The sequence below is a fragment of the Desulfobulbus alkaliphilus genome, assembly GCF_016918545.1.
Taxonomy (GTDB): Bacteria; Desulfobacterota; Desulfobulbia; order Desulfobulbales; family Desulfobulbaceae; genus Desulfobulbus; species Desulfobulbus alkaliphilus.
Genome location: NZ_JAFFQC010000003.1, coordinates 31,072 through 50,454, shown reverse-complemented (window position 1 = coordinate 50,454; position 19,383 = coordinate 31,072). Strand labels below are relative to the sequence as shown.

Annotated in this window: 18 protein-coding genes; all 18 read left to right on the top strand. The window is 50.2% G+C overall.

Annotation, left to right across the window (positions count from 1 at the left end; translation table 11 throughout):
* Positions 1 to 22: 22 nt before the first annotated feature.
* The 18 genes from nusG to rplV all read left to right on the top strand — a co-directional run bounded on the left by nusG (position 23) and on the right by rplV (position 19,366).
* The gene (gene nusG / locus JWG43_RS02395; protein ID WP_205241218.1) at positions 23 to 586 is read left to right on the top strand and encodes a transcription termination/antitermination protein NusG; all 564 of its coding nucleotides are present in this window, start codon (positions 23 to 25) and stop codon (positions 584 to 586) included.
* Positions 587 to 613: 27 nt separating this feature from the next.
* The gene (gene rplK / locus JWG43_RS02390; RefSeq protein ID WP_205241217.1) at positions 614 to 1,039 is read left to right on the top strand and encodes a 50S ribosomal protein L11; all 426 of its coding nucleotides are present in this window, start codon (positions 614 to 616) and stop codon (positions 1,037 to 1,039) included.
* Between the two features lie 62 nt (positions 1,040 to 1,101).
* Complete coding sequence (gene rplA / locus JWG43_RS02385; RefSeq protein ID WP_205241216.1) at positions 1,102 to 1,812, top strand: 50S ribosomal protein L1; 711 nt, start codon at positions 1,102 to 1,104, stop codon at positions 1,810 to 1,812.
* Between the two features lie 248 nt (positions 1,813 to 2,060).
* Entirely contained in the window at positions 2,061 to 2,579 is a 519-nt protein-coding gene (gene rplJ, locus JWG43_RS02380; RefSeq protein ID WP_205241215.1) for a 50S ribosomal protein L10, read from the top strand.
* A 66-nt stretch (positions 2,580 to 2,645) separates the two neighbouring features.
* A complete protein-coding gene (gene rplL, locus JWG43_RS02375) occupies positions 2,646 to 3,023 on the top strand; it encodes a 50S ribosomal protein L7/L12 (RefSeq protein WP_205241214.1) in 378 nt (125 codons plus the stop codon).
* Positions 3,024 to 3,220: 197 nt separating this feature from the next.
* Positions 3,221 to 7,297 carry a DNA-directed RNA polymerase subunit beta gene (rpoB, locus tag JWG43_RS02370; protein WP_205241213.1) on the top strand — a complete coding sequence of 1,359 codons (4,077 nt, stop codon included), beginning with the start codon at positions 3,221 to 3,223 and terminating at the stop codon, positions 7,295 to 7,297.
* A gap of 86 nt (positions 7,298 to 7,383) precedes the next feature.
* Positions 7,384 to 11,448 (top strand): DNA-directed RNA polymerase subunit beta', encoded by a 4,065-nt coding sequence (gene rpoC / locus JWG43_RS02365; protein WP_205241212.1) that lies wholly within the window; start codon positions 7,384 to 7,386, stop codon positions 11,446 to 11,448.
* A 110-nt stretch (positions 11,449 to 11,558) separates the two neighbouring features.
* A complete protein-coding gene (rpsL, locus tag JWG43_RS02360; RefSeq protein WP_205241211.1) occupies positions 11,559 to 11,930 on the top strand; it encodes a 30S ribosomal protein S12 in 372 nt (123 codons plus the stop codon).
* A 29-nt stretch (positions 11,931 to 11,959) separates the two neighbouring features.
* Positions 11,960 to 12,433 carry a 30S ribosomal protein S7 gene (gene rpsG / locus JWG43_RS02355; RefSeq protein WP_205241210.1) on the top strand — a complete coding sequence of 158 codons (474 nt, stop codon included), beginning with the start codon at positions 11,960 to 11,962 and terminating at the stop codon, positions 12,431 to 12,433.
* A 115-nt stretch (positions 12,434 to 12,548) separates the two neighbouring features.
* A complete protein-coding gene (fusA, locus tag JWG43_RS02350) occupies positions 12,549 to 14,630 on the top strand; it encodes an elongation factor G (RefSeq protein WP_205241209.1) in 2,082 nt (693 codons plus the stop codon).
* Between the two features lie 29 nt (positions 14,631 to 14,659).
* The gene (gene tuf, locus JWG43_RS02345) at positions 14,660 to 15,850 is read left to right on the top strand and encodes an elongation factor Tu (protein WP_205241208.1); all 1,191 of its coding nucleotides are present in this window, start codon (positions 14,660 to 14,662) and stop codon (positions 15,848 to 15,850) included.
* Positions 15,851 to 15,863: 13 nt separating this feature from the next.
* Entirely contained in the window at positions 15,864 to 16,175 is a 312-nt protein-coding gene (gene rpsJ / locus JWG43_RS02340) for a 30S ribosomal protein S10 (RefSeq protein ID WP_205241351.1), read from the top strand.
* Positions 16,176 to 16,253: 78 nt separating this feature from the next.
* Positions 16,254 to 16,886 (top strand): 50S ribosomal protein L3, encoded by a 633-nt coding sequence (gene rplC / locus JWG43_RS02335; RefSeq protein WP_205241207.1) that lies wholly within the window; start codon positions 16,254 to 16,256, stop codon positions 16,884 to 16,886.
* Positions 16,887 to 16,915: 29 nt separating this feature from the next.
* Positions 16,916 to 17,539, top strand: coding sequence for a 50S ribosomal protein L4 (rplD, locus tag JWG43_RS02330; RefSeq protein ID WP_205241206.1), 624 nt, complete (start codon positions 16,916 to 16,918; stop codon positions 17,537 to 17,539).
* A complete protein-coding gene (gene rplW / locus JWG43_RS02325) occupies positions 17,536 to 17,826 on the top strand; it encodes a 50S ribosomal protein L23 (protein ID WP_205241205.1) in 291 nt (96 codons plus the stop codon). The genes rplD and rplW overlap by 4 nt, the downstream gene beginning before the upstream one ends.
* A gap of 51 nt (positions 17,827 to 17,877) precedes the next feature.
* Positions 17,878 to 18,699, top strand: a complete 822-nt coding sequence (rplB, locus tag JWG43_RS02320) for a 50S ribosomal protein L2 (RefSeq protein ID WP_205241204.1) — start codon at positions 17,878 to 17,880, stop codon at positions 18,697 to 18,699.
* A 17-nt stretch (positions 18,700 to 18,716) separates the two neighbouring features.
* Positions 18,717 to 18,989: a 30S ribosomal protein S19 gene (gene rpsS, locus JWG43_RS02315; RefSeq protein ID WP_205241203.1), complete on the top strand. Its 273-nt coding sequence runs from the start codon at positions 18,717 to 18,719 to the stop codon at positions 18,987 to 18,989.
* 44 nt (positions 18,990 to 19,033) lie between these two features.
* Positions 19,034 to 19,366 (top strand): 50S ribosomal protein L22, encoded by a 333-nt coding sequence (gene rplV / locus JWG43_RS02310; protein ID WP_205241202.1) that lies wholly within the window; start codon positions 19,034 to 19,036, stop codon positions 19,364 to 19,366.
* Positions 19,367 to 19,383: the final 17 nt, after the last annotated feature.

Sequence of the window (19,383 nt, the reverse complement as noted above, 5' to 3'; positions counted from 1 at the left end):
GCAGCAGGTCCGGACTCGTCGCATGGCAAAAAACTGGTACATCGTGCATACGCACACCGGCTTTGAAAATAAAGTCAAAGCAACTCTTGAGGACCGCATCAAGACAGCCGGCCAACAGGAATATTTCGGCGAGATACTTGTTCCCACCGAACAGGTTGTCGAGATGGTCAAAGGAGCAAGAAAGACCTCCGAACGAAAATTTTTTCCCGGATATATCCTCATTCATATGGAAATGAATGAGTTTACCTGGCACACCGTCCAGGAGACTCCCAGAGTCACTGGTTTCGTTGGCATAAACATGAGCCAGGCAGGACTGGACAAAGAAATTTATAAGAAGATTCCATCGCTGACCGAAAAGGAAGCGATGAAGATTATTGGTCGTATTGAAGAAGGTGCCAATAAGCCCAAACCGAAGGTCATTTTTGCCGAAGGTGATGTCGTCAGGGTAATAGACGGACCTTTTGCGAATTTTCAGGGTGTTGTCGAGGAAGTGTATCCTGATAAAGGGCGGGTAAAGGTAATGGTTTCAATTTTCGGACGTTCAACTCCGGTTGAACTGGAATATATTCAGGTCAGTACCAATTAAACTCCGGGTATTGTGGAGGAGTAACTCATGGCAAAAAAAATTCAGGCATATATCAAACTGCAAATACCCGCTGGCAAAGCGAATCCTTCTCCACCTGTTGGTCCTGCACTTGGGCAACGGGGAGTAAACATAATGGATTTTTGCAAGGCCTTCAATGCACAGACCCAATCCGCCGGTGACACCATCATTCCAGTGGTGATTACAGTCTATGCAGACAGGTCTTTCAGTTTCATCACCAAAACTCCCCCCGCCTCCGTCCTGTTGAAAAAAGCAGCCGGACTGGAACGCGGGTCCAGTAACCCCAAACGAGAACGTGTTGCCGAGTTGTCTCGCGATAAAATCAGAGAAATCGCTGAGATTAAAATGCCAGATCTCAATGCCTACGATCTTGATCATGCCATGCGTATTATTGAAGGAACGGCCAGAAGTTGCGGTATCACAGTCATTAAATAAGTCGTCTTTCCATTCGCTGTACCTGTGCGGAGAAGGCACCAGGGAGAATATAAGAGGAAACCATGCCAAAGCGCGGAAAAAAGTATACCAACGCAGTCAGTCAATTTGATCGAAACAAAGTTTACGACCTGCAGCAGGGACTTGCCCAGGTTCTGCAGTGTACCTATGCAAAATTCGATGAATCCGTGGACATTGCGGTACGACTCGGCGTCGACCCCCGCCATGCCGACCAGATGGTGCGGTCCAGTGTCGTTCTGCCCAACGGTACGGGTAAAACTGCTCGAGTTCTTGTTTTTGCTAAAGGCGAAAAAGAAAGTGAAGCTCTGCGTGCAGGAGCAGACTATGCCGGATCAACCGAATTGGTCGAAAAAATCAAGGAAGGATGGTTGGAATTCGATAAAACCATCGCAACACCCGATATGATGGGTGAAGTCGGTAAGATCGGTCGTATTCTCGGCCCGCGCAACCTGATGCCTAATGCCAAACTCGGAACGGTTACCTTTGATGTCGAAAGAGTTGTCAACGAAATTAAGAAAGGTAAGGTCGATTTTCGGGTCGATAAGGCTGGGGTTGTCCATGCTGTCATGGGAAAAAGCAGTTTTGGAGTGGAAAAGCTGACAGAAAATGTGCTTTCCTTCATAGATAAAATTATTCAACTCAAACCTTCCACCAGTAAAGGTATTTATCTTCGAGGCATTTCTGTTTCCAGTACCATGGGGCCAGGATTCAAAATCGACCCTTTGCAGGTCCGGACCCTCGTCAAATCTTCGTAATGAACTAGAGCCGGCGGTTCTCCAGGTTCAGCCGGCCTTCTTCATGATTGTATTGTACCCCTTGTATCTCAGGATAACACAATAACCGGGAAGGTCAGAGACAGCAGGTACGGAAGTTTAATTGCACAGGTTCTCCGAGTGCACCCTGCCGAGACCCTACAGGCTGCCTGTACAGGTAAGCCCGCACGTCTTCATTCCTCTACTTTGCTCTTTTTGACGGTCCCTACACACATCAGGAGGTGTACACGTTGAATCGCGAACAAAAGACAGATGCTGTCAGTGAACTCAACGAAACCTTTTCCAAGGCCAAGTTTGCTGTAGTTGCCGACTACCGTGGACTTAAAGTGGCCCAATTGGAAAAATTGCGCAAAAATCTTCGCGACAATGATGCCCGGATTCAGATCGCCAAGAATACCCTGTTGCGCCTTGCTGTCAAGGGAACCCCATTTGAAGGACTGAGCGAGTCCTTCACCGGAACAACTGCCGTGGCCGTGGGATTCAAGGAACCTGTCGGCCCTGCCAAGGCCCTGACAGCTTTTGCCGCAGAATTCGACGCCTTTTCAATTCGATCGGCAGGGCTTGAAGGCAGTATTCTCAGTGCGGAAGAGGTTCTGGCGCTGTCGAAACTGCCGGGCCGGGAAGAACTGCTTGCCAAAGTTCTTGGAACAATGGTCGCGGTACCCACAGGTTTCGTCCGGGTTCTCAGTGCCGTCCCCCAGGGATTGTTATTTGCCTTGACGGCGATCAAAGAGCAGAAAGAAAATTAACCCAGGGTCGGCCCTGTCGTCCCGGACGGGGGAGACCGACTCGAAATTTACCAGGAGGAATGAACAATGGCTGTAACCAAACAGGACGTAATCGACTTCATTGCAAATATGACAGTCCTTGAGCTCTCTGAGCTTATCAAGGAACTGGAAGAGAAATTCGGCGTTTCCGCCGCTGCTCCGGTGGCCATGGCTGCAGCAGCGCCAGCTGGCGAAACCGCCTCGGCTGAGGAGAAAACCGAATTCGACGTCATTCTCACCGCAGCTGGTGACCAGAAGATCAAAGTGATCAAAGAAGTTCGTGCCATCACGGCTCTTGGTCTCAAGGAAGCCAAGGACCTTGTTGAAGGTGTTCCTTCGCCGGTGAAAGAAGGTGTCAGCAAAGACGAAGCCGAAGCGATCAAAACTCAGATTGAAGGAGCTGGCGGCTCCGTGGAAATTAAATAACAACTATCGTTTCTGTCGGGCCAACCAGCCCGATGCAGACATAGTATCAGGTAACGCTATGGAGCTTTCAGCCCCGTAGCGTTCCTGTGTTTGTAGGACTTGTTTATTTCAGGCCGGACGGTCAGGGCATATTCTCTTTGTAAATCAAGTGATTATGATCTCAGGTCCGAACAGCGCGGAATGTTTTTGAGGGAACTATGAAAAGAGTACGTAAGAATTTTGCGAAAACAAGCCAGATACTTCAACCGCCACATCTCATTGCTATGCAGCGGGAATCTTACGAACATTTTCTGCAGCGGGATACTGCCCCTGACCTGCGCAAGGATCATGGCCTGCAGGCCATTTTCAACAGCATTTTTCCCATAACCGATTTCAATGGTCTGTGTTCCCTGGAATTTGTCCGTTATGCCTACGGCGAACCCAAGTATACCATTGCAGAGTGCATTGAAAGAGGCATGACATACGAAGCACCTCTTAAAATCACGGTGCGCCTGATCACCTTTGACATTGACGAAGAGACCAAGGTGCAGTCAGTGCGTGATATAAAAGAACAAGAGGTCTTCCTTGGCGCTCTCCCCCTGATGACTCAGGATGGCGTTTTCGTCATTAATGGTACCGAACGGGTGATTGTCAACCAATTACAGCGTTCCCCCGGCCTGTTTTATACCCATGACAACGGTAAATCGCATGCATCGGGAAAGCGGCTTTACTCCGCCCGGATCATACCCGTACGCGGTTCCTGGCTTGATTTCGAGTTCGACATCAAAGACATTCTGTATGTCCGTATTGATCGTAGACGGAAATTACCGGTCACGGTTTTGCTCAAAGCCTTGGGGTATACTGACGAAGAGCTGCTCAATGAATTTTATCACACCGATATCGTAACCATTCATGGCGACACCCATCGCATCGCTTTTAACCCGAGTACTTTTGCCAATCAGCGGCTGACGGCAGATATCGTCAACCCGGCAGACGGTTCAGTCATTGGCCGCAAAGGAAAGAAGATCACCAAAACGCTGGTCAAACGAATTGAAAGTCTCGGCATTGACTCGTTAGACATTGATGTTGAAGAACTGTATGGACGTTTTTTAGCCGCGAATATCATTCATGAAGAAACAGGAGAAGTCATTGCCAGTTGTCATGACACCCTCACCCCTGAGTTGATGGAGAAAATTGTGGCCGCCGGCTGCCGTTCTCTCAACTTATTGTTCATCGACGGTGTCACCTACAGTGAATCCTTCCGCAAAACCCTGCTCATCGACAAAATCAAGGATACAGATGAAGCGCTGATAGAAATTTATCGGCGGCTTCGACCCTCCAGCCCCCCAACGGTTGAGGTAGCCAAGAGTTTTTTCGATAATTTGTTTTTCAACGCATCCACCTATGACCTGTCCGAAGTCGGCAGGTACAAGATCAACACGAAACTGGGATTGACCACTCCCATAGAAGAACGCACCCTGACTCCCGATGATATTGTCAAAAGTGTCAAGCACTTGTTCAGAATCAAAGATGAATTGAAAGATGGCGACGATATTGATCACCTGGGCAACCGTCGTGTTCGTACAGTGGGTGAGTTGTGTGAAAATCAGTACCGCATGGGCCTGGTCCGCATGGAACGGGCTATCAAGGAGCGGATGACCCTGCAGGAAATCGAAACCCTGATGCCGCACGACCTGGTCAACCCCAAGCCGGTGACTTCCGCAATCAAGGAGTTTTTTGGAACCAGTCAGTTGTCCCAGTTCATGGATCAAACCAACCCGCTTTCCGAGGTGACGCACAAGCGCCGTCTTTCCGCCCTGGGCCCCGGCGGTTTGTCCAGGGAACGCGCCGGCTTTGAAGTTCGCGACGTCCACCCGACCCACTATGGACGAATCTGTCCGGTGGAGACTCCCGAAGGCCCCAATATCGGACTCATTGTTTCCCTGGCTACTTACGCAACAGTCAATCCGTACGGATTTATCGAAACTCCCTACCGCCATGTCCGCAATCGTGAGATATCCGATGATTATGTCTACCTCTCTGCTTCCCAGGAGGAAGAACATGTCATTGCGCCGGCCAAAGTGAGCCTTGAAAACAACAGAATCAGCGACGAGTATCTGATTGCCCGTCATGAAAGTGAAGTGTCGACAGTATCAGCCGACGATGTGACCATGATGGACGTGGCACCCAACCAGATGGTGTCGATTGCTGCATCGCTCATCCCCTTTCTTGAAAATGACGATGCCAACCGGGCTCTCATGGGGGCCAATATGCAACGGCAGGCTGTGCCTCTGCTCAGTACCCGGTCCCCTCTGGTAGGGACTGGTGTTGAACAGGCCGTCGCCAGTGATTCTGGTGCCTGTCTGCTCGCCGCTGGCGATGGCGTGGTCGAAGAGGCCGATGCCAACCGTATAGTTGTCCGCTATGACACTCCTGGTGTGGATGGGTTTGATACCGGTATAGGGGTGTACCGCTTGTCAAAGTATAAGAAATCGAATCAGAACACCTGTTTCAACCAAAAAACACTTGTTTTTCCCGGTGACAGAGTTGTCAAGAGAACCGTTTTGGCCGATGGACCGTCCACCGAAGTCGGAGAACTGGCTCTGGGGAAAAATATGACCATCGCCTTCATGCCCTGGCGTGGATATAATTTTGAAGACTCCATCCTCATCAACGAACGTCTGCTCAAGGAAGACACCTTTACCTCCGTGCATATCGAAATCTTTGAGACCATGGCCCGGGACACCAAGCTTGGCAAGGAGGAAATCACCAGAGATATCCCCAATGTCGGCGAGGAAGGGCTGCGCAATCTCGATGAATCCGGGATAGTGCGAATCGGGGCGGAAGTCAAGGCCGGGGATATGCTTGTTGGCAAAGTGACTCCCAAGGGAGAGAGTATGCTGACTCCCGAGGAAAAATTGCTTAGGGCGATTTTTGGAGAAAAGGCAGGTGACGTTAAAGATTCATCCCTGCGCGTCCCTCCCGGGGTGGAGGGTGTGGTCATAGATGCCAAGGTCTTTTCCCGCAAAGGGGTTGATAAAGATGAACGTACCCTGATGATCGAAGAACTGGAGATTGAACGGCTTAATCGGGATATGGACGATGAGCTGAAAAGTTTGAAAAAAGGGGTCCGCAAATCACTGGCCGAAATATATGCGGGTCGGACAGCGAAAAATGATATCAAAGACCGCAAGGAGCGGGTCATTCTCAAGCTCGGCAAACAGTTGACTGCCAAAATGATCATCGAGCAAATCAGTTTTGCCGATCTGCACGACCTCGATTTTGCCGAAAGAGCCAAGTTTGAAGACGAGATCAAAGCTATATTCAATCGTTACACCAATCAGGCAGCTATGGTACGACGCCGCTATCAGGGCATAGTTGAACGTATGGAAAAAGGGGATGATCTCCCGCCCGGTGTGGTTAAAATGGTGAAGATTTACGTGGCAACCAAACGAAAGCTGGCTGTTGGTGATAAAATGGCTGGTCGACATGGCAATAAAGGTGTCGTCTCCCGATTGCTGCCTGAGGAGGATATGCCTTTTTTTGCCGATGGAACCACCGTTGATATCGTCTTGAATCCTCTTGGCGTGCCTTCACGAATGAATGTCGGTCAGGTTTTGGAATGTCACCTCGGGTTTGCCATAAAAAAACTGGGACAGCAAATGGCGGACCTGGCCAGAAAAGGGGAAATCGATCAATTGAAACAACGGTTGCAGCGCCTTTATTCCGAATCGGAATACCAACGTCTGACCGAAGATCTCGATGATGATCAGTTCCTGGATATGATGCGAAAATATGGGCACGGTATTCATGTGGCAACCCCGGTTTTCGATGGAGCCTCAGAAGCCGAGATTCGCAACCTGCTGGTGGAATCGGGTGTGGATGAAATTGGACAATCGACGCTGTACGATGGCCTGACCGGGGAGCCTTTCAACAATCAGGTGACTGTCGGCGTCATGTATATGCTGAAATTACACCATCTGGTCGATAACAAGATCCATGCCCGCTCAACCGGTCCGTATTCGCTGGTGACCCAGCAGCCTCTTGGCGGTAAAGCGCAGTTCGGTGGTCAGCGCCTGGGTGAAATGGAGGTTTGGGCCATGGAAGCCTATGGGGCCGCTTATACACTCAAAGAGTTTCTGACCGTTAAATCCGATGATGTCGAGGGACGGACTACAATGTATGAAAAAATTGTCAAAGGGAACAATTTTCTTGAAACCGGTATGCCTGAGTCGTTTCATGTACTGGTCAAGGAGCTGAAAGGTCTGTGCCTTGATGTCGAGCTCAAGGAGTAAGAATTTCCTGATTCCGTACTCTATGAGAATTGTATACTACTTGTCTGAACCGTTGAACGGATTGAATAGATACCAAAGGTGATTTCGTGGAAGAACTTTTCAGTTTCTTTGCAAAGCCGAAAGGACCCGTCAGTTTTAACAAAGTTAAGATATCCCTCGCCTCTCCTGATAAAATCAAAGAGTGGTCACATGGCGAGGTCAAAAAGCCGGAAACCATCAATTATCGAACATTCAAGCCGGAACGCGATGGACTGTTCTGTGCCAAAATTTTTGGTCCGGTCAAGGATTACGAATGTAATTGCGGTAAATACAAACGAATGAAACATCGCGGCGTAGTCTGCGAGAAATGTGGCGTCGAAGTCATTCAGTCCAAGGTCCGCCGTGAGCGACTCGGCCATATCGAGCTCGCCGCTCCTGTCGCCCACATCTGGTTTCTCAAGAGTCTGCCGTCCAAAATCGGGGCCATACTTGATATGACCCTGAAACAATTGGAACGTATCCTTTATTTTGAATCCTATGCCGTGGTGGCCTCAACGGTGGAAGAGCTTTCTGTCGGTACCCTTCTCAACGAGGAGCAGTATCGGAAGGCGCTGGAAGAACACCCCGGTGCATTCAGGGTCGGGATCGGAGCGGAAGCCATACGGGAAATGCTGATGGCCCTTGATCTAAAGGAATTGTCCATCAGCCTGCGCCAGGAAATGAAAGAGACAGGGTCGGCAACGAAACGGACCAAGTATGGGAAACGTCTCAATGTGGTCGAAGCGTTCCGGGATTCCGGGAATCGCCCGGAATGGATGATTCTCGAGGTCATTCCGGTTTTGCCCCCTGATTTGCGGCCTTTGGTTCCCCTGGAAGGAGGTCGTTTTGCAACTTCCGATCTCAATGATCTGTACCGTCGGGTTATTAACCGCAATAACCGTTTGAAACGATTGTTGGAACTGGATGCCCCGGACATCATTATCCGCAATGAAAAACGAATGCTGCAGGAAGCGGTTGATGTTCTTTTCGACAACGGCCGTCGTGGTCGCACTATAACCGGCCCCAACAAGCGCCCCCTGAAGTCGCTTTCCGACATGCTCAAAGGAAAACAGGGGCGTTTCCGGCAAAACCTGCTCGGCAAGCGTGTCGATTATTCCGGGCGTTCCGTTATTGTTGTCGGACCTCATCTGCGGTTGCATCAGTGCGGGTTGCCCAAAAAGATGGCCTTGGAATTGTTTAAACCGTTCATATACAACAAACTGGAGCGGAAAGGATACGTAACCACCATCAAAAGTGCCCGCAAGATGGTGGAAAAGGGGACCAAGGAAGTCTGGGATGTGCTTGATGATATCGTTCAGGAGTATCCTGTTATTCTCAATCGGGCGCCAACTCTCCACAGGCTTGGTATGCAGGCTTTCGAAGTCGTTCTCATCGAAGGCAAGGCTATTCAGCTGCACCCCTTGGTCTGTGCGGCATTCAACGCTGACTTTGATGGCGATCAAATGGCGGTCCATGTACCGCTATCGGTGGAAGCCCAGGTAGAAGCCCGGGTCCTGATGATGTCCACCAACAATATCCTTTCGCCGGCCAACGGCGGACCGGTCATCATTCCCAGTCAGGATATTGTCCTGGGGTTGTATTACATGACCAGGGAACGGCTGGGTGTCGCTGGTGAAGGAATGGTTTTTAGCTCGCCGATTGAGGCACGAATTGCCTACGACCACGGAGCGGTTGATATACAAGCCGGCGTACGGGTCCGGATTAATGGATCATTGGTCAAAACAACCATAGGCCGGATCATCGTTGGTGAGCTTCTTCCCGATGTCATCCCTTTTTCCGTGGTCAACAAGGAACTTTCAAAGAAGGAAACCGAGTTTCTGATTGATTTCACCTATCGTCATGCCGGCACCAAGGAAACGGTTATTCTCGCTGATCGCCTGAAGGACCTTGGCTATGAGTATGCCACTCGCGCCGGAATATCTATATGTATCAACGATATGAAAATTCCGGTAAAAAAAGAGGAATTTGTCGAAGATGCTGAAAAAGAAGCGGCCGACGTGGATCAGCAGTATTCGGACGGTTTGATTACCGATGGAGAGAAATATAACAAAATTATCGATATATGGTCGAAGGTCACCGATAAGATCACCAAGGAAATGATGGATGAGATGGCAGTGGAGTACGTGCCTGATGCCAAAGGCAAAGTCAAGGAGATCAAAAGCTTTAATTCCGTGTATGTCATGGCCGACTCCGGAGCCCGTGGTTCCAAGGATCAGATCCGGCAGCTGGCCGGAATGCGTGGACTGATGGCCAAGCCTTCCGGAGAGATCATCGAATCACCGATTAAAGCGAACTTCCGGGAAGGCCTTAATGTTCTCGAATACTTCATTTCCACGCACGGTGCTCGCAAGGGGCTGGCTGACACAGCTTTGAAAACAGCCAACTCAGGGTACCTGACCCGGAGACTGGTTGATGTCGCCCAGGACTCGACCATCGTCATGCGCGATTGCGGCACCATGCGCGGCACCCAGGCCGAGCCATTGATCGAGGGTGGCGAGGTGATTGTCCGTATCGGTGAGCGAATTCTGGGACGCGTCGCCCTGGAGGATATCGTTGATCAGCATACCGGCAACATTCTTGTCGGCATGGATGAAGAAATCACCGAAGATCGGGTCGAGGCCATTGAGGCCGCCGGTATCGATCGCGTGCAGATCAGATCGGTGCTCACCTGTGAGGCCAAGCGGGGCGTATGCGCCATGTGCTACGGTCGTGATCTTGGCCGGGGGCATATGGTGAACATCGGCGAGGCGGTCGGAATCATTGCCGCCCAGTCCATTGGCGAGCCAGGCACTCAGTTGACCATGCGGACCTTTCACATCGGGGGGACCGCCAGGGGCTCGGTGGAGCAGGCAGAAGTGCGGACCCAGCGTGGTGGTCAGATTCGATACAAGAACCTGCATTCAGTGACCAACAGCGAAGGGTTGGAGGTCGTGATGAATCGCAACGCTGAAATCACTGTGCTCGATGACCTCGGAGTTGATCGGGAACGGTTTCCGGTCCCCTATGGTGCCACTTTGCGCATCAGTGATGGCAGCCAGATAGATCCCGGTACAGTGATTGCGGATTGGGATGCTTTCTCCATACCGATTGTCGCCGAGACCGGTGGTAAGGTCAAGTATGGGGATGTCATCGAGGGTGAATCCATGCAGGAGCGCGTCGACCACATTACCGGTAAAGCCAGCAAGGTCATCACGGCGGTTAGCAGTGGCAAACAGATGAATCCGCGTATTTCCATGAAGGACGAGCGTGGCAGGACTGTGAAGCTGCCCGAGGGTGATCTTGCCGCCCGTTACTCCCTGCCTGTCGGCTCCATCATCACCGTTAACGAACAGGACGTCATCGGCCCCGGGACGGTGATCGCAAAAATTCCCCGTGAAACGACCAAGACCAAGGACATCACCGGTGGTCTCCCCAGAGTTGCTGAATTGTTTGAAGTCCGTAAACCCAAGGAACAGGCTGTCATTTCTGAAATTGACGGGCGTGTCAGTTTCGGCAAGGACCTCAAGGGGAAGCGGAGGGTTATTGTCACCCCTGAAGTAGGTGAACCGAAGGAGTATCTGGTACCAAAATCCAAACATATCACCGTGCATGAAAATGATCGTGTCGAAGCCGGTGATCCGTTGATGGAAGGTATCCGTTTGCCCAATGATATTCTTCGGGTGAAGGGTGCTGAGGAACTTGCCCGTTTCCTGGTCAATGAAATCCAGGAAGTGTATCGTTTGCAGGGGGTGAGAATTAACGATAAACATATTGAGACCATCGTCAGGCAGATGCTGAAGCGGGTGCGAATCACCGATTCCGGTGATTCCCGGTTTATGCTGGATCAACAGGTTGAATGGTGGAAATTTCAGGAAGAAAACGAGCAGCTCCTCCGGCAGGGACTGCACCCTGCAGCCGCGGAACCATTGCTGCTCGGCGTCACCAAGGCTTCCCTGTCCACCGACTCCTTTATTTCAGCAGCTTCTTTTCAGGAGACGACCAAAGTGTTGACCAATGCCGCCATGGCCGGGAAGATTGATGACCTGTCCGGTCTCAAGGAAAATGTCATTATGGGGCGTTTGATATCTGCTGGGACCGGTTTGGCCACCTATAGGCTTGATGCCGATAAATAACAAAGAATGCCCTTGACATTTCCGGTTTTTTTGGATAATAAATAGCGCTTCACGCTCGCTTTTTTTGCCCGAGGTGAGGTCGGTCGCATTTTATAACAGGAGTTGCTTGCATGCCCACTATTAATCAACTTGTCAGGAACGGACGGAAAAAAATCGTCAAACGATCCAATACGCCAGCTTTGCAAAGTTGCCCGCAAAAACGTGGCGTCTGTGTGCGCGTGTATACGACCACGCCCAAGAAACCCAACTCAGCCTTGCGGAAGGTCGCCAGGGTGCGTCTGACCAATGGCATCGAGGTAACATCCTATATTCCGGGTATAGGTCACAACCTGCAGGAGCATTCGGTGGTGTTGATTCGCGGCGGTCGTGTCAAGGACTTGCCCGGTGTGCGGTATCATATCATCAGAGGAACGTTGGATACGTTGGGTGTGAGTGATCGCAAACAGGGAAGGTCAAAATACGGCGCCAAGCGACCAAAATAAATTGAATACGATCTGAAAAGAGCGAAGAAATGCCAAGAAAGAAATTGCTGGACAAACGACCGGTAGCACCGGACCCCAGATTCAATTCAGTTCTGGTGGCTAAGTTTACCAATGGTTTGATGTTGAATGGCAAGAAGAATGTGGCCCGTCGCCTCTTCTATGATGCCATGGATATCATCGATGAAAAGCTGGCCGATCAGGATCCATTGACCGTCTTTGAAGAAGCTATGGACAAGGTCCGGCCCCGCGTCGAAGTCAAAAGTCGACGTGTGGGAGGTGCCACCTACCAGGTTCCGGTGGAAGTCCGGCCGGAGCGAAGAAATGCCCTGGCAATACGATGGATAATTGGTTTCTCAAAAGGCCGATCAGGAAAAAACATGTCTGAAAAACTGGCGGCAGAACTGATGGACGCTTTCAACAACCGCGGAGCATCAGTAAAAAAACGTGATGATACCCACAAGATGGCCGAGGCGAATAAGGCTTTTGCCCATTATCGATGGTAGCATTGACAAGTATACTTATCAGATAATTGACAGGCATCTAAACCTGTTGTAAGAACAACGACATTTTCTTGGTTTCAGTGCCGAAGAATGAAACACGGGTGTAAAGGAAACGACGGTGGCAGGCGGGGAGAACTCATTATCCAATGTGCGCAATATCGGTATAATGGCGCATATCGATGCGGGTAAGACTACCACCACGGAACGAATTCTTTATTATTCCGGTAAATCACATAAACTCGGTGAGGTCCATAACGGCACAGCTGTTATGGATTGGATGGAACAGGAGCAGGAGCGAGGCATTACGATTACCTCCGCTGCCACCTCCTGTGTTTGGAAGAATACGCAGATAAACATCATCGATACTCCAGGGCATGTCGATTTCACGGTGGAAGTTGAAAGGTGTCTTCGGGTGCTCGACGGTGTAGTCGCCATTTTCTGTGCAGTAGGGGGGGTAGAACCGCAATCCGAGACGGTCTGGCGACAAGCTGATCGTTATCGTATCCCGCGCATAGCGTTTGTGAACAAAATGGACCGAGTGGGGGCCGCGTTGCCGCGATGCCTCGAACAGATGGAGACCCGGCTGGGGGCACAACCGGTCCTGATAACGCTCCCTGTCGGTCAAGAAGACACCTTTTCCGGAGTCATTGATCTGCTTAACCAGAAAATGCTCCAGTTCGACGAAGCCTCAAAGGGGCAGGTCGTGCTCGAAAAGGACATACCAGAAGCGTATAGAGCAGAGACATCGGCCGCCAGAATGACACTCCTCGAGAAGTTGGCCGACTTCGATGAGGAGGTCATGGATAAATATTTAAATGACCAAGAGATCACTCCCGGTGAAATCAGCAAGGCGCTGAGAAAAGCAACCCTTGCTCTGGACATCGTTCCAGTAGTATGCGGCTCGGCATTCAAGAACAAAGGCGTGCAGCCTTTACTTGACGCTGTGGCCAAGTACTTGCCTTCACCCGTTGATGTTCCCCCGATCGAGGGGACGGATAAGAACGGTGCGCCCCTTATCCGCAAGCCAGTGAGGAGTGAAAGATTTTGCGGTTTGGTTTTCAAACTGCAAAGCGATCCGTTTATAGGCAACCTGGCATTCATACGTGTGTACTCAGGTGCGCTCAGCTTAGGGGACAAGGTATATAATCCTGTTAAGCAAAAAACGGAAAAAATCTCGAAACTGATCAAACTTCACGCCAATAAGCGTGAAGAAATTTCATCCATTGGCCCGGGTGACATCGGGGCGATAGTCGGGCTCAAGTTTACCCGAACCGGTGATACCCTGTGCCAATCCGGCGATTATATCTCCCTGGAAAGCATGGTGTTTCCTGAGCCTGTGATTGGGATTGCCATTGAGCCAAGGACTAAGGCGGATGAAAATAAGTTAGCCGAAAGTCTGGAAAAAATTGTTCGGGAAGATCCAAGTTTTCGGGTGACGGTCAGTGAAGAAACCGGGCAGACAATTATTTCCGGGATGGGCGAACTGCATCTTGAAATAATAGTCGACCGATTGATTCGTGAATTTAAGGTCGAAGCCAATGTCGGCACCCCGCAGGTGGCTTTCCGGGAAACCCTGGTGCAAGGCGCCAGGGCTGAAGCCAGGTTTGAAACGCATGGCACCGGTAAGGAGCAATATGCTCACGTGGAGATTGAGCTGACCCCGAGAGACAGAGGATCAGGCAACACGTTTGAGTCGAGTGTTCAGGAAAATCTCATACCTCCTCAGTATATTGAAGCTGTGAAAAGAGGGGTGCTTAACAGTCTGGATTCCGGTCCATTGATCGGTTACCCGGTGCTGGATGTTAACGCCAGGTTGATCGGGGGCTCGTACGATGAAGAAAAATCAACGGAAATGGCATTCAGTGTTGCAGCTACCATGGCCTGCCGCAAAGCAGCAACCCAGGCCGAAGCTGCACTTCTTGAGCCAGTCATGGATTTGGAAATCAGTACCCCCGAAGAATACGTGGGCGAGGTCATGAATGATCTCAACAAAAAACGCGCCCAGATCATAGGTGTCAGCATAGGCAATGCGGTTCAAGTCGTCCGGGCCAAGGCGCCGTTGGCCGAAATGTTCGGGTACTCAACCGACTTACGTTCAGCAACGCAAGGGCGGGCGACTTTCACGATGCAGTTTAACGAATTTGCAGTTATTCCAGCGAAACGAGCGGAAATCATTATCCACAAAATCAGGGGCGTGTAACACGTTCACTTCGATAGAGGAAGCGCAAGATGGCCAAGCAAAAATTTGAGCGGAAGAAGCCGCATGTCAATGTGGGAACAATCGGTCACATTGATCATGGCAAGACAACCTTGACAGCGGCGATGACTCGTGTTCTGTCGACTAAAGGTCTGGCGAAATTCACTGATTTCAGCGAGATCGACAAGGCGCCGGAGGAGAAGGAGCGTGGTATCACCATTGCGACGGCCCATGTCGAGTATGAATCCGAGAACAGGCACTACGCTCATGTCGATTGTCCCGGTCACGCGGATTATATTAAGAACATGATCACCGGAGCCGCTCAGATGGACGGTGCCATTCTGGTGGTTGCGGCCACCGACGGACCCATGCCTCAGACCCGCGAGCATATCCTCCTGGCCCGTCAGGTGGGGGTTCCGGCCATGGTGGTTTTTCTGAATAAGTGCGACATGGTTGATGATCCGGAGCTCATTGAGCTGGTGGAGATGGAGTTGCGCGAACTGCTGGACAAATATGATTTTCCGGGTGACGATATTCCGATTGTGCAGGGATCGGCCCTGCATGCTCTCGAGTATCCGGAAGATGCTGAAAAGACGCAGTGTATCTGGAGCCTGCTGGAAGCGGTGGACAGTTACATCCCCCAGCCTGAACGGGCGGTGGACAAGCCCTTTTTGATGCCGGTCGAAGATGTCTTTTCCATTTCCGGTCGCGGCACGGTTGCGACCGGCCGGATTGAACGGGGCGTGGTCCATGTTGGCGACGATGTGGAAATCGTTGGTATCCGGCCCACGGTGAAGACAGTCTGCACAGGGGTGGAGATGTTCCGTAAGCTGCTCGATGAAGGCCAGGCTGGCGATAATATCGGCGCCCTGTTGCGCGGCATCAAGCGGGAAGAAATCGCTCGCGGTCAGGTCCTGGCAAAACCCGGTTCGATCAAGCCTCACAAGAAATTCAAAGCTGAGGCCTATATTCTGACCAAGGAGGAAGGTGGTCGTCACACCCCGTTTTTCAATGGCTACCGTCCTCAGTTTTATTTCCGGACCACGGACGTAACTGGTGTCTGCACCCTGGAAGAAGGTGTGGAGATGGTTATGCCTGGCGATAACATTCACATTACCGGTGAACTGATTACGCCGATTGCAATGGAAGCCGGATTGCGTTTTGCCATCCGGGAAGGTGGAAGAACGGTCGGTGCCGGCGTTATCAGCGAAATTGTTGAATAAGAGGAAATTCATGATTCCTACAGAAAAAATAAGGATCAGACTGAAGGGCTACGACCACAAACTGCTTGATTTATCAACCAGGGAAATTGTCGACACGGCGCGGCGAACAGGAGCCCGGGTAGTGGGACCCATCCCCTTACCGACCAGTACCAACAGATTTACCGTACTCCGTTCACCTCATGTGGACAAAAAGTCCAGGGAGCAATTTGAAATGCGGACCCATCGACGTCTGCTTGATATACTCGAACCTACTCAACAGACCATAGACTCGTTGATGAAACTTGAGCTTTCCGCAGGAGTAGATGTGGAAATAAAACTTCCCTGATTACCGTCCGACAGGGTGGCAGGGCAAGTGATCTGAAGCTTTATTCGATGAATGCCAAAATGGAGTTTAGGTAGACAAATGCCGAAAACAAATGGAATATTAGGTAGGAAAATTGGCATGACCAGGGTCTACGATGAAAACGGCAGGTCTATACCTGTTACCGTCATCGAGGCCGGACCGTGTGTCATTTTGCAGAAAAAGACTGTGCAAAAAGAAGGATATAACGCTATCCAAATCGGATTTATGGAGAAAAAACAATCGAGACTCTCCAAACCTGAGATTGGGCACTGCAAACGGTCCGGTGGGCAAGGATTTTATCATATCAAAGAATTCCGGGTCAATAATCCTGATGATTTTGAAGTTGGACAACGAATCACGGTTCAGGAAGTTCTTGGCATTGGCGACACGGTAGATATATCTGCACGTTCTAAGGGGCGTGGATTTCAAGGGGTCATAAAGCGACATGGGTTCTCAGGTGGTCGAGCCTCGCACGGATCAAATTTTCATCGCGCCCCCGGGTCCATTGGCTGTAGCGCCTGGCCATCACGGGTCATGAAAGGCAAAAAAATGCCTGGCCGAATGGGCAATGATACAACCACGCTGAAAAACTTGAAAATTGTCGATATTCGTAACGAAGAAAATGTTGTCCTTGTTCGTGGCTCCGTACCAGGTGCTAAAAATGGATTACTCAATATTTATACAAAAGCGTAGCCACCAGGACTGCTTTTAAGGAGATACACATGGCAGTTTGTGATGTCTTAAATACTCGAGCCGAGAAGGTTGGCGAAGTCAATCTCAATGATGCGCTGTTTGCGGTTGAAGTCAAAACTGGCATTCTGCATGAAGTCGTTTGTATGCAACGCGCCAATCAACGTCAGGGGACTGCAAGTACGAAAACCCGCGGTGAAGTCAGGGGGGGCGGTGCAAAACCCTGGCGGCAGAAGGGGACCGGTCGTGCCAGAGCGGGCAGCAGAACTTCGCCCCTATGGCGAGGTGGAGGGACAATTTTTGGCCCCAAGCCTCGCGACTACAGCTACTCTCTACCGAAAAAAGTAAAGAGACTGGCATTAAAGATGGCTTTAAGTGCTCGCAGTCAGGAGGGTAACCTGGTCATTATTGACTCTTTCGACTTGCCTGAGATCAAAACCAAGGAATTTATCCGAGTCATGGATACTTTCGCCTATGATAATTGCCTTATCATAACCGGTGAGAAGGAAGAGAAGCTGTATCTTTCCGCCAAGAATGCAGTGGGTTTCAAGGTTATGCCTGTAGCTGGATTAAACGTCTACGATATCCTCAAATATTCGAAATTAATGCTGGCGCAATCAAGTCTGGCCAAGCTGGAAGAGAGGCTACTGGTATGAAAGAAATTTATAGCATCATCAAGAGCCCACGTTTGACTGAAAAGGGAAACCGTCTGCAGGAAACAGAAGACAAAGTCGTACTCAAGGTTGACCCGAGGGCCAATAAAATTGAAATCAAAAAGGCTGTTGAACAGCTTTTCCAGGTCAAAGTATCAAAAGTAGCTGTCTGTAACATGACTGGAAAACAGAAAAGAGTCGGCATACGTTCTGCTGGAAAAACCAGTGATTGGAAAAAAGCCTATGTCACTCTTTCAGAAGGAAAAATTAATTTTCTTGAAGAGCTTTAAGCCTGTTTATTTTTGATTGCCCTCTGACGAGACTAGATTACAGGAATAACCATGTCTATAAAAATTCACAAACCGACATCACCTGGTAAACGGCATCATGTATCTGTCCACCAGGACATCATATCTGATAAAGCTCCTGAAAAGAATCTGCTCGCTCCCTTGAAAAAAAGCGGCGGTCGAAACGTCTATGGCCGCATAACCGTGCGACATCGGGGCGGTGGTCATAAGCGGAAATATCGGATTATCGATTGGAAAAGAAGCAAAACTGAAATCCCGGCAAAAGTCACCGCCATTGAATACGATCCTAACAGGTCGGCAAATCTCGCGTTGTTGATCTATGCTGATGGTGAAAAAGCCTACATTCTCGCTCCCAACGGCATTGCAGTCGGTGACACGGTCCTGTCTGGTGCCAATGCCGACATCAAACTGGGAAACTGTCTGCCGATGATCAATATCCCACTGGGAACAGTTATTCATAATATCGAAATGAAAATCGGTAAAGGAGCTCAGATGGTTCGATCCGCCGGAGCTTCTGCCCAGTTGATGGCCAAAGATGGACATCAAGTCCTGGTTAAATTACCATCCGGTGAAGTTCGTCGCTTTCACAAAGACTGTCGAGCGTGTATCGGTCAAGTCGGTAACCCCGAACATGCCAGCCAGAAACTTGGCAAGGCTGGACGGGCCAGATGGAAGGGGATCAGGCCGTCTGTTCGTGGTGTCGCCATGAACCCCGTTGACCACCCCATGGGTGGTGGTGAAGGAAAAAGTTCCGGTGGACGACATCCATGCTCACCCTGGGGAATGCCTGCCAAGGGATTCAAGACCAGAAAACGCAAGGCCTCCGACCGTGATATTGTCAATAAACGGAAATAACAACAGGAGTAGTTACTATGTCCCGTTCCGTAAAAAAAGGACCTTTCGTTGATAGTCATTTGCTGAAAAAAGTCGAAGAAGCGCAGAATACCGGGTCACGCAAGGTCATTAAGACCTGGTCGCGACGTTCAGACATATTGCCGGATATGGTCGGCCTGACTTTTGCCGTTCACAACGGTAATAAATTCATACCTGTGTATGTGACCGAAAACATGGTCGGGCATAAGCTCGGTGAATTTTCGCCAACTCGAACATATTATGGGCATGCCTCCGATAAAAAAGGTCGATAGGATCAAGCTGGTAATTTGAGCAAGCCCAATTGAGGAGTAACACGATGGAAACCAAAGCCGTCGCCAAATACATTCGCATTTCACCACAGAAAGCCCGACTGGTTGCCGATATCATTCGCGGTATGAAAGCAGATCAGGCAGTGACGACCTTGCGCTTCATGCCCAAAAAAGCTGCTCGAATCATCCGGAAAGTACTGGAGTCCGCAGTGGCAAACGCAGACCAGACGACCTCCGTCGATGTCGATTCCCTCTATGTCAAAAAAATATACATTGACGGGGGGCCCATGCTGAAGCGTTTCAGTCCACGCGCCATGGGGAGGGCAACACGTATATTAAAGCGGACCAGTCACATAACGGTCATCGTTGACGAAGCCTGATCGCAATTGAATTGAAC

Coding starts and splice junctions, on each gene's coding strand:
- nusG (WP_205241218.1), top strand. CDS start 23: ATGGCAAAAAACTGGTACATCGTGCATACGCACACCGGCTTTGAAAAT.
- rplK (WP_205241217.1), top strand. CDS start 614: ATGGCAAAAAAAATTCAGGCATATATCAAACTGCAAATACCCGCTGGC.
- rplA (WP_205241216.1), top strand. CDS start 1,102: ATGCCAAAGCGCGGAAAAAAGTATACCAACGCAGTCAGTCAATTTGAT.
- rplL (WP_205241214.1), top strand. CDS start 2,646: ATGGCTGTAACCAAACAGGACGTAATCGACTTCATTGCAAATATGACA.
- rpoB (WP_205241213.1), top strand. CDS start 3,221: ATGAAAAGAGTACGTAAGAATTTTGCGAAAACAAGCCAGATACTTCAA.
- rpsL (WP_205241211.1), top strand. CDS start 11,559: ATGCCCACTATTAATCAACTTGTCAGGAACGGACGGAAAAAAATCGTC.
- rpsG (WP_205241210.1), top strand. CDS start 11,960: ATGCCAAGAAAGAAATTGCTGGACAAACGACCGGTAGCACCGGACCCC.
- tuf (WP_205241208.1), top strand. CDS start 14,660: ATGGCCAAGCAAAAATTTGAGCGGAAGAAGCCGCATGTCAATGTGGGA.
- rplC (WP_205241207.1), top strand. CDS start 16,254: ATGCCGAAAACAAATGGAATATTAGGTAGGAAAATTGGCATGACCAGG.
- rplD (WP_205241206.1), top strand. CDS start 16,916: ATGGCAGTTTGTGATGTCTTAAATACTCGAGCCGAGAAGGTTGGCGAA.
- rplW (WP_205241205.1), top strand. CDS start 17,536: ATGAAAGAAATTTATAGCATCATCAAGAGCCCACGTTTGACTGAAAAG.
- rplB (WP_205241204.1), top strand. CDS start 17,878: ATGTCTATAAAAATTCACAAACCGACATCACCTGGTAAACGGCATCAT.
- rpsS (WP_205241203.1), top strand. CDS start 18,717: ATGTCCCGTTCCGTAAAAAAAGGACCTTTCGTTGATAGTCATTTGCTG.
- rplV (WP_205241202.1), top strand. CDS start 19,034: ATGGAAACCAAAGCCGTCGCCAAATACATTCGCATTTCACCACAGAAA.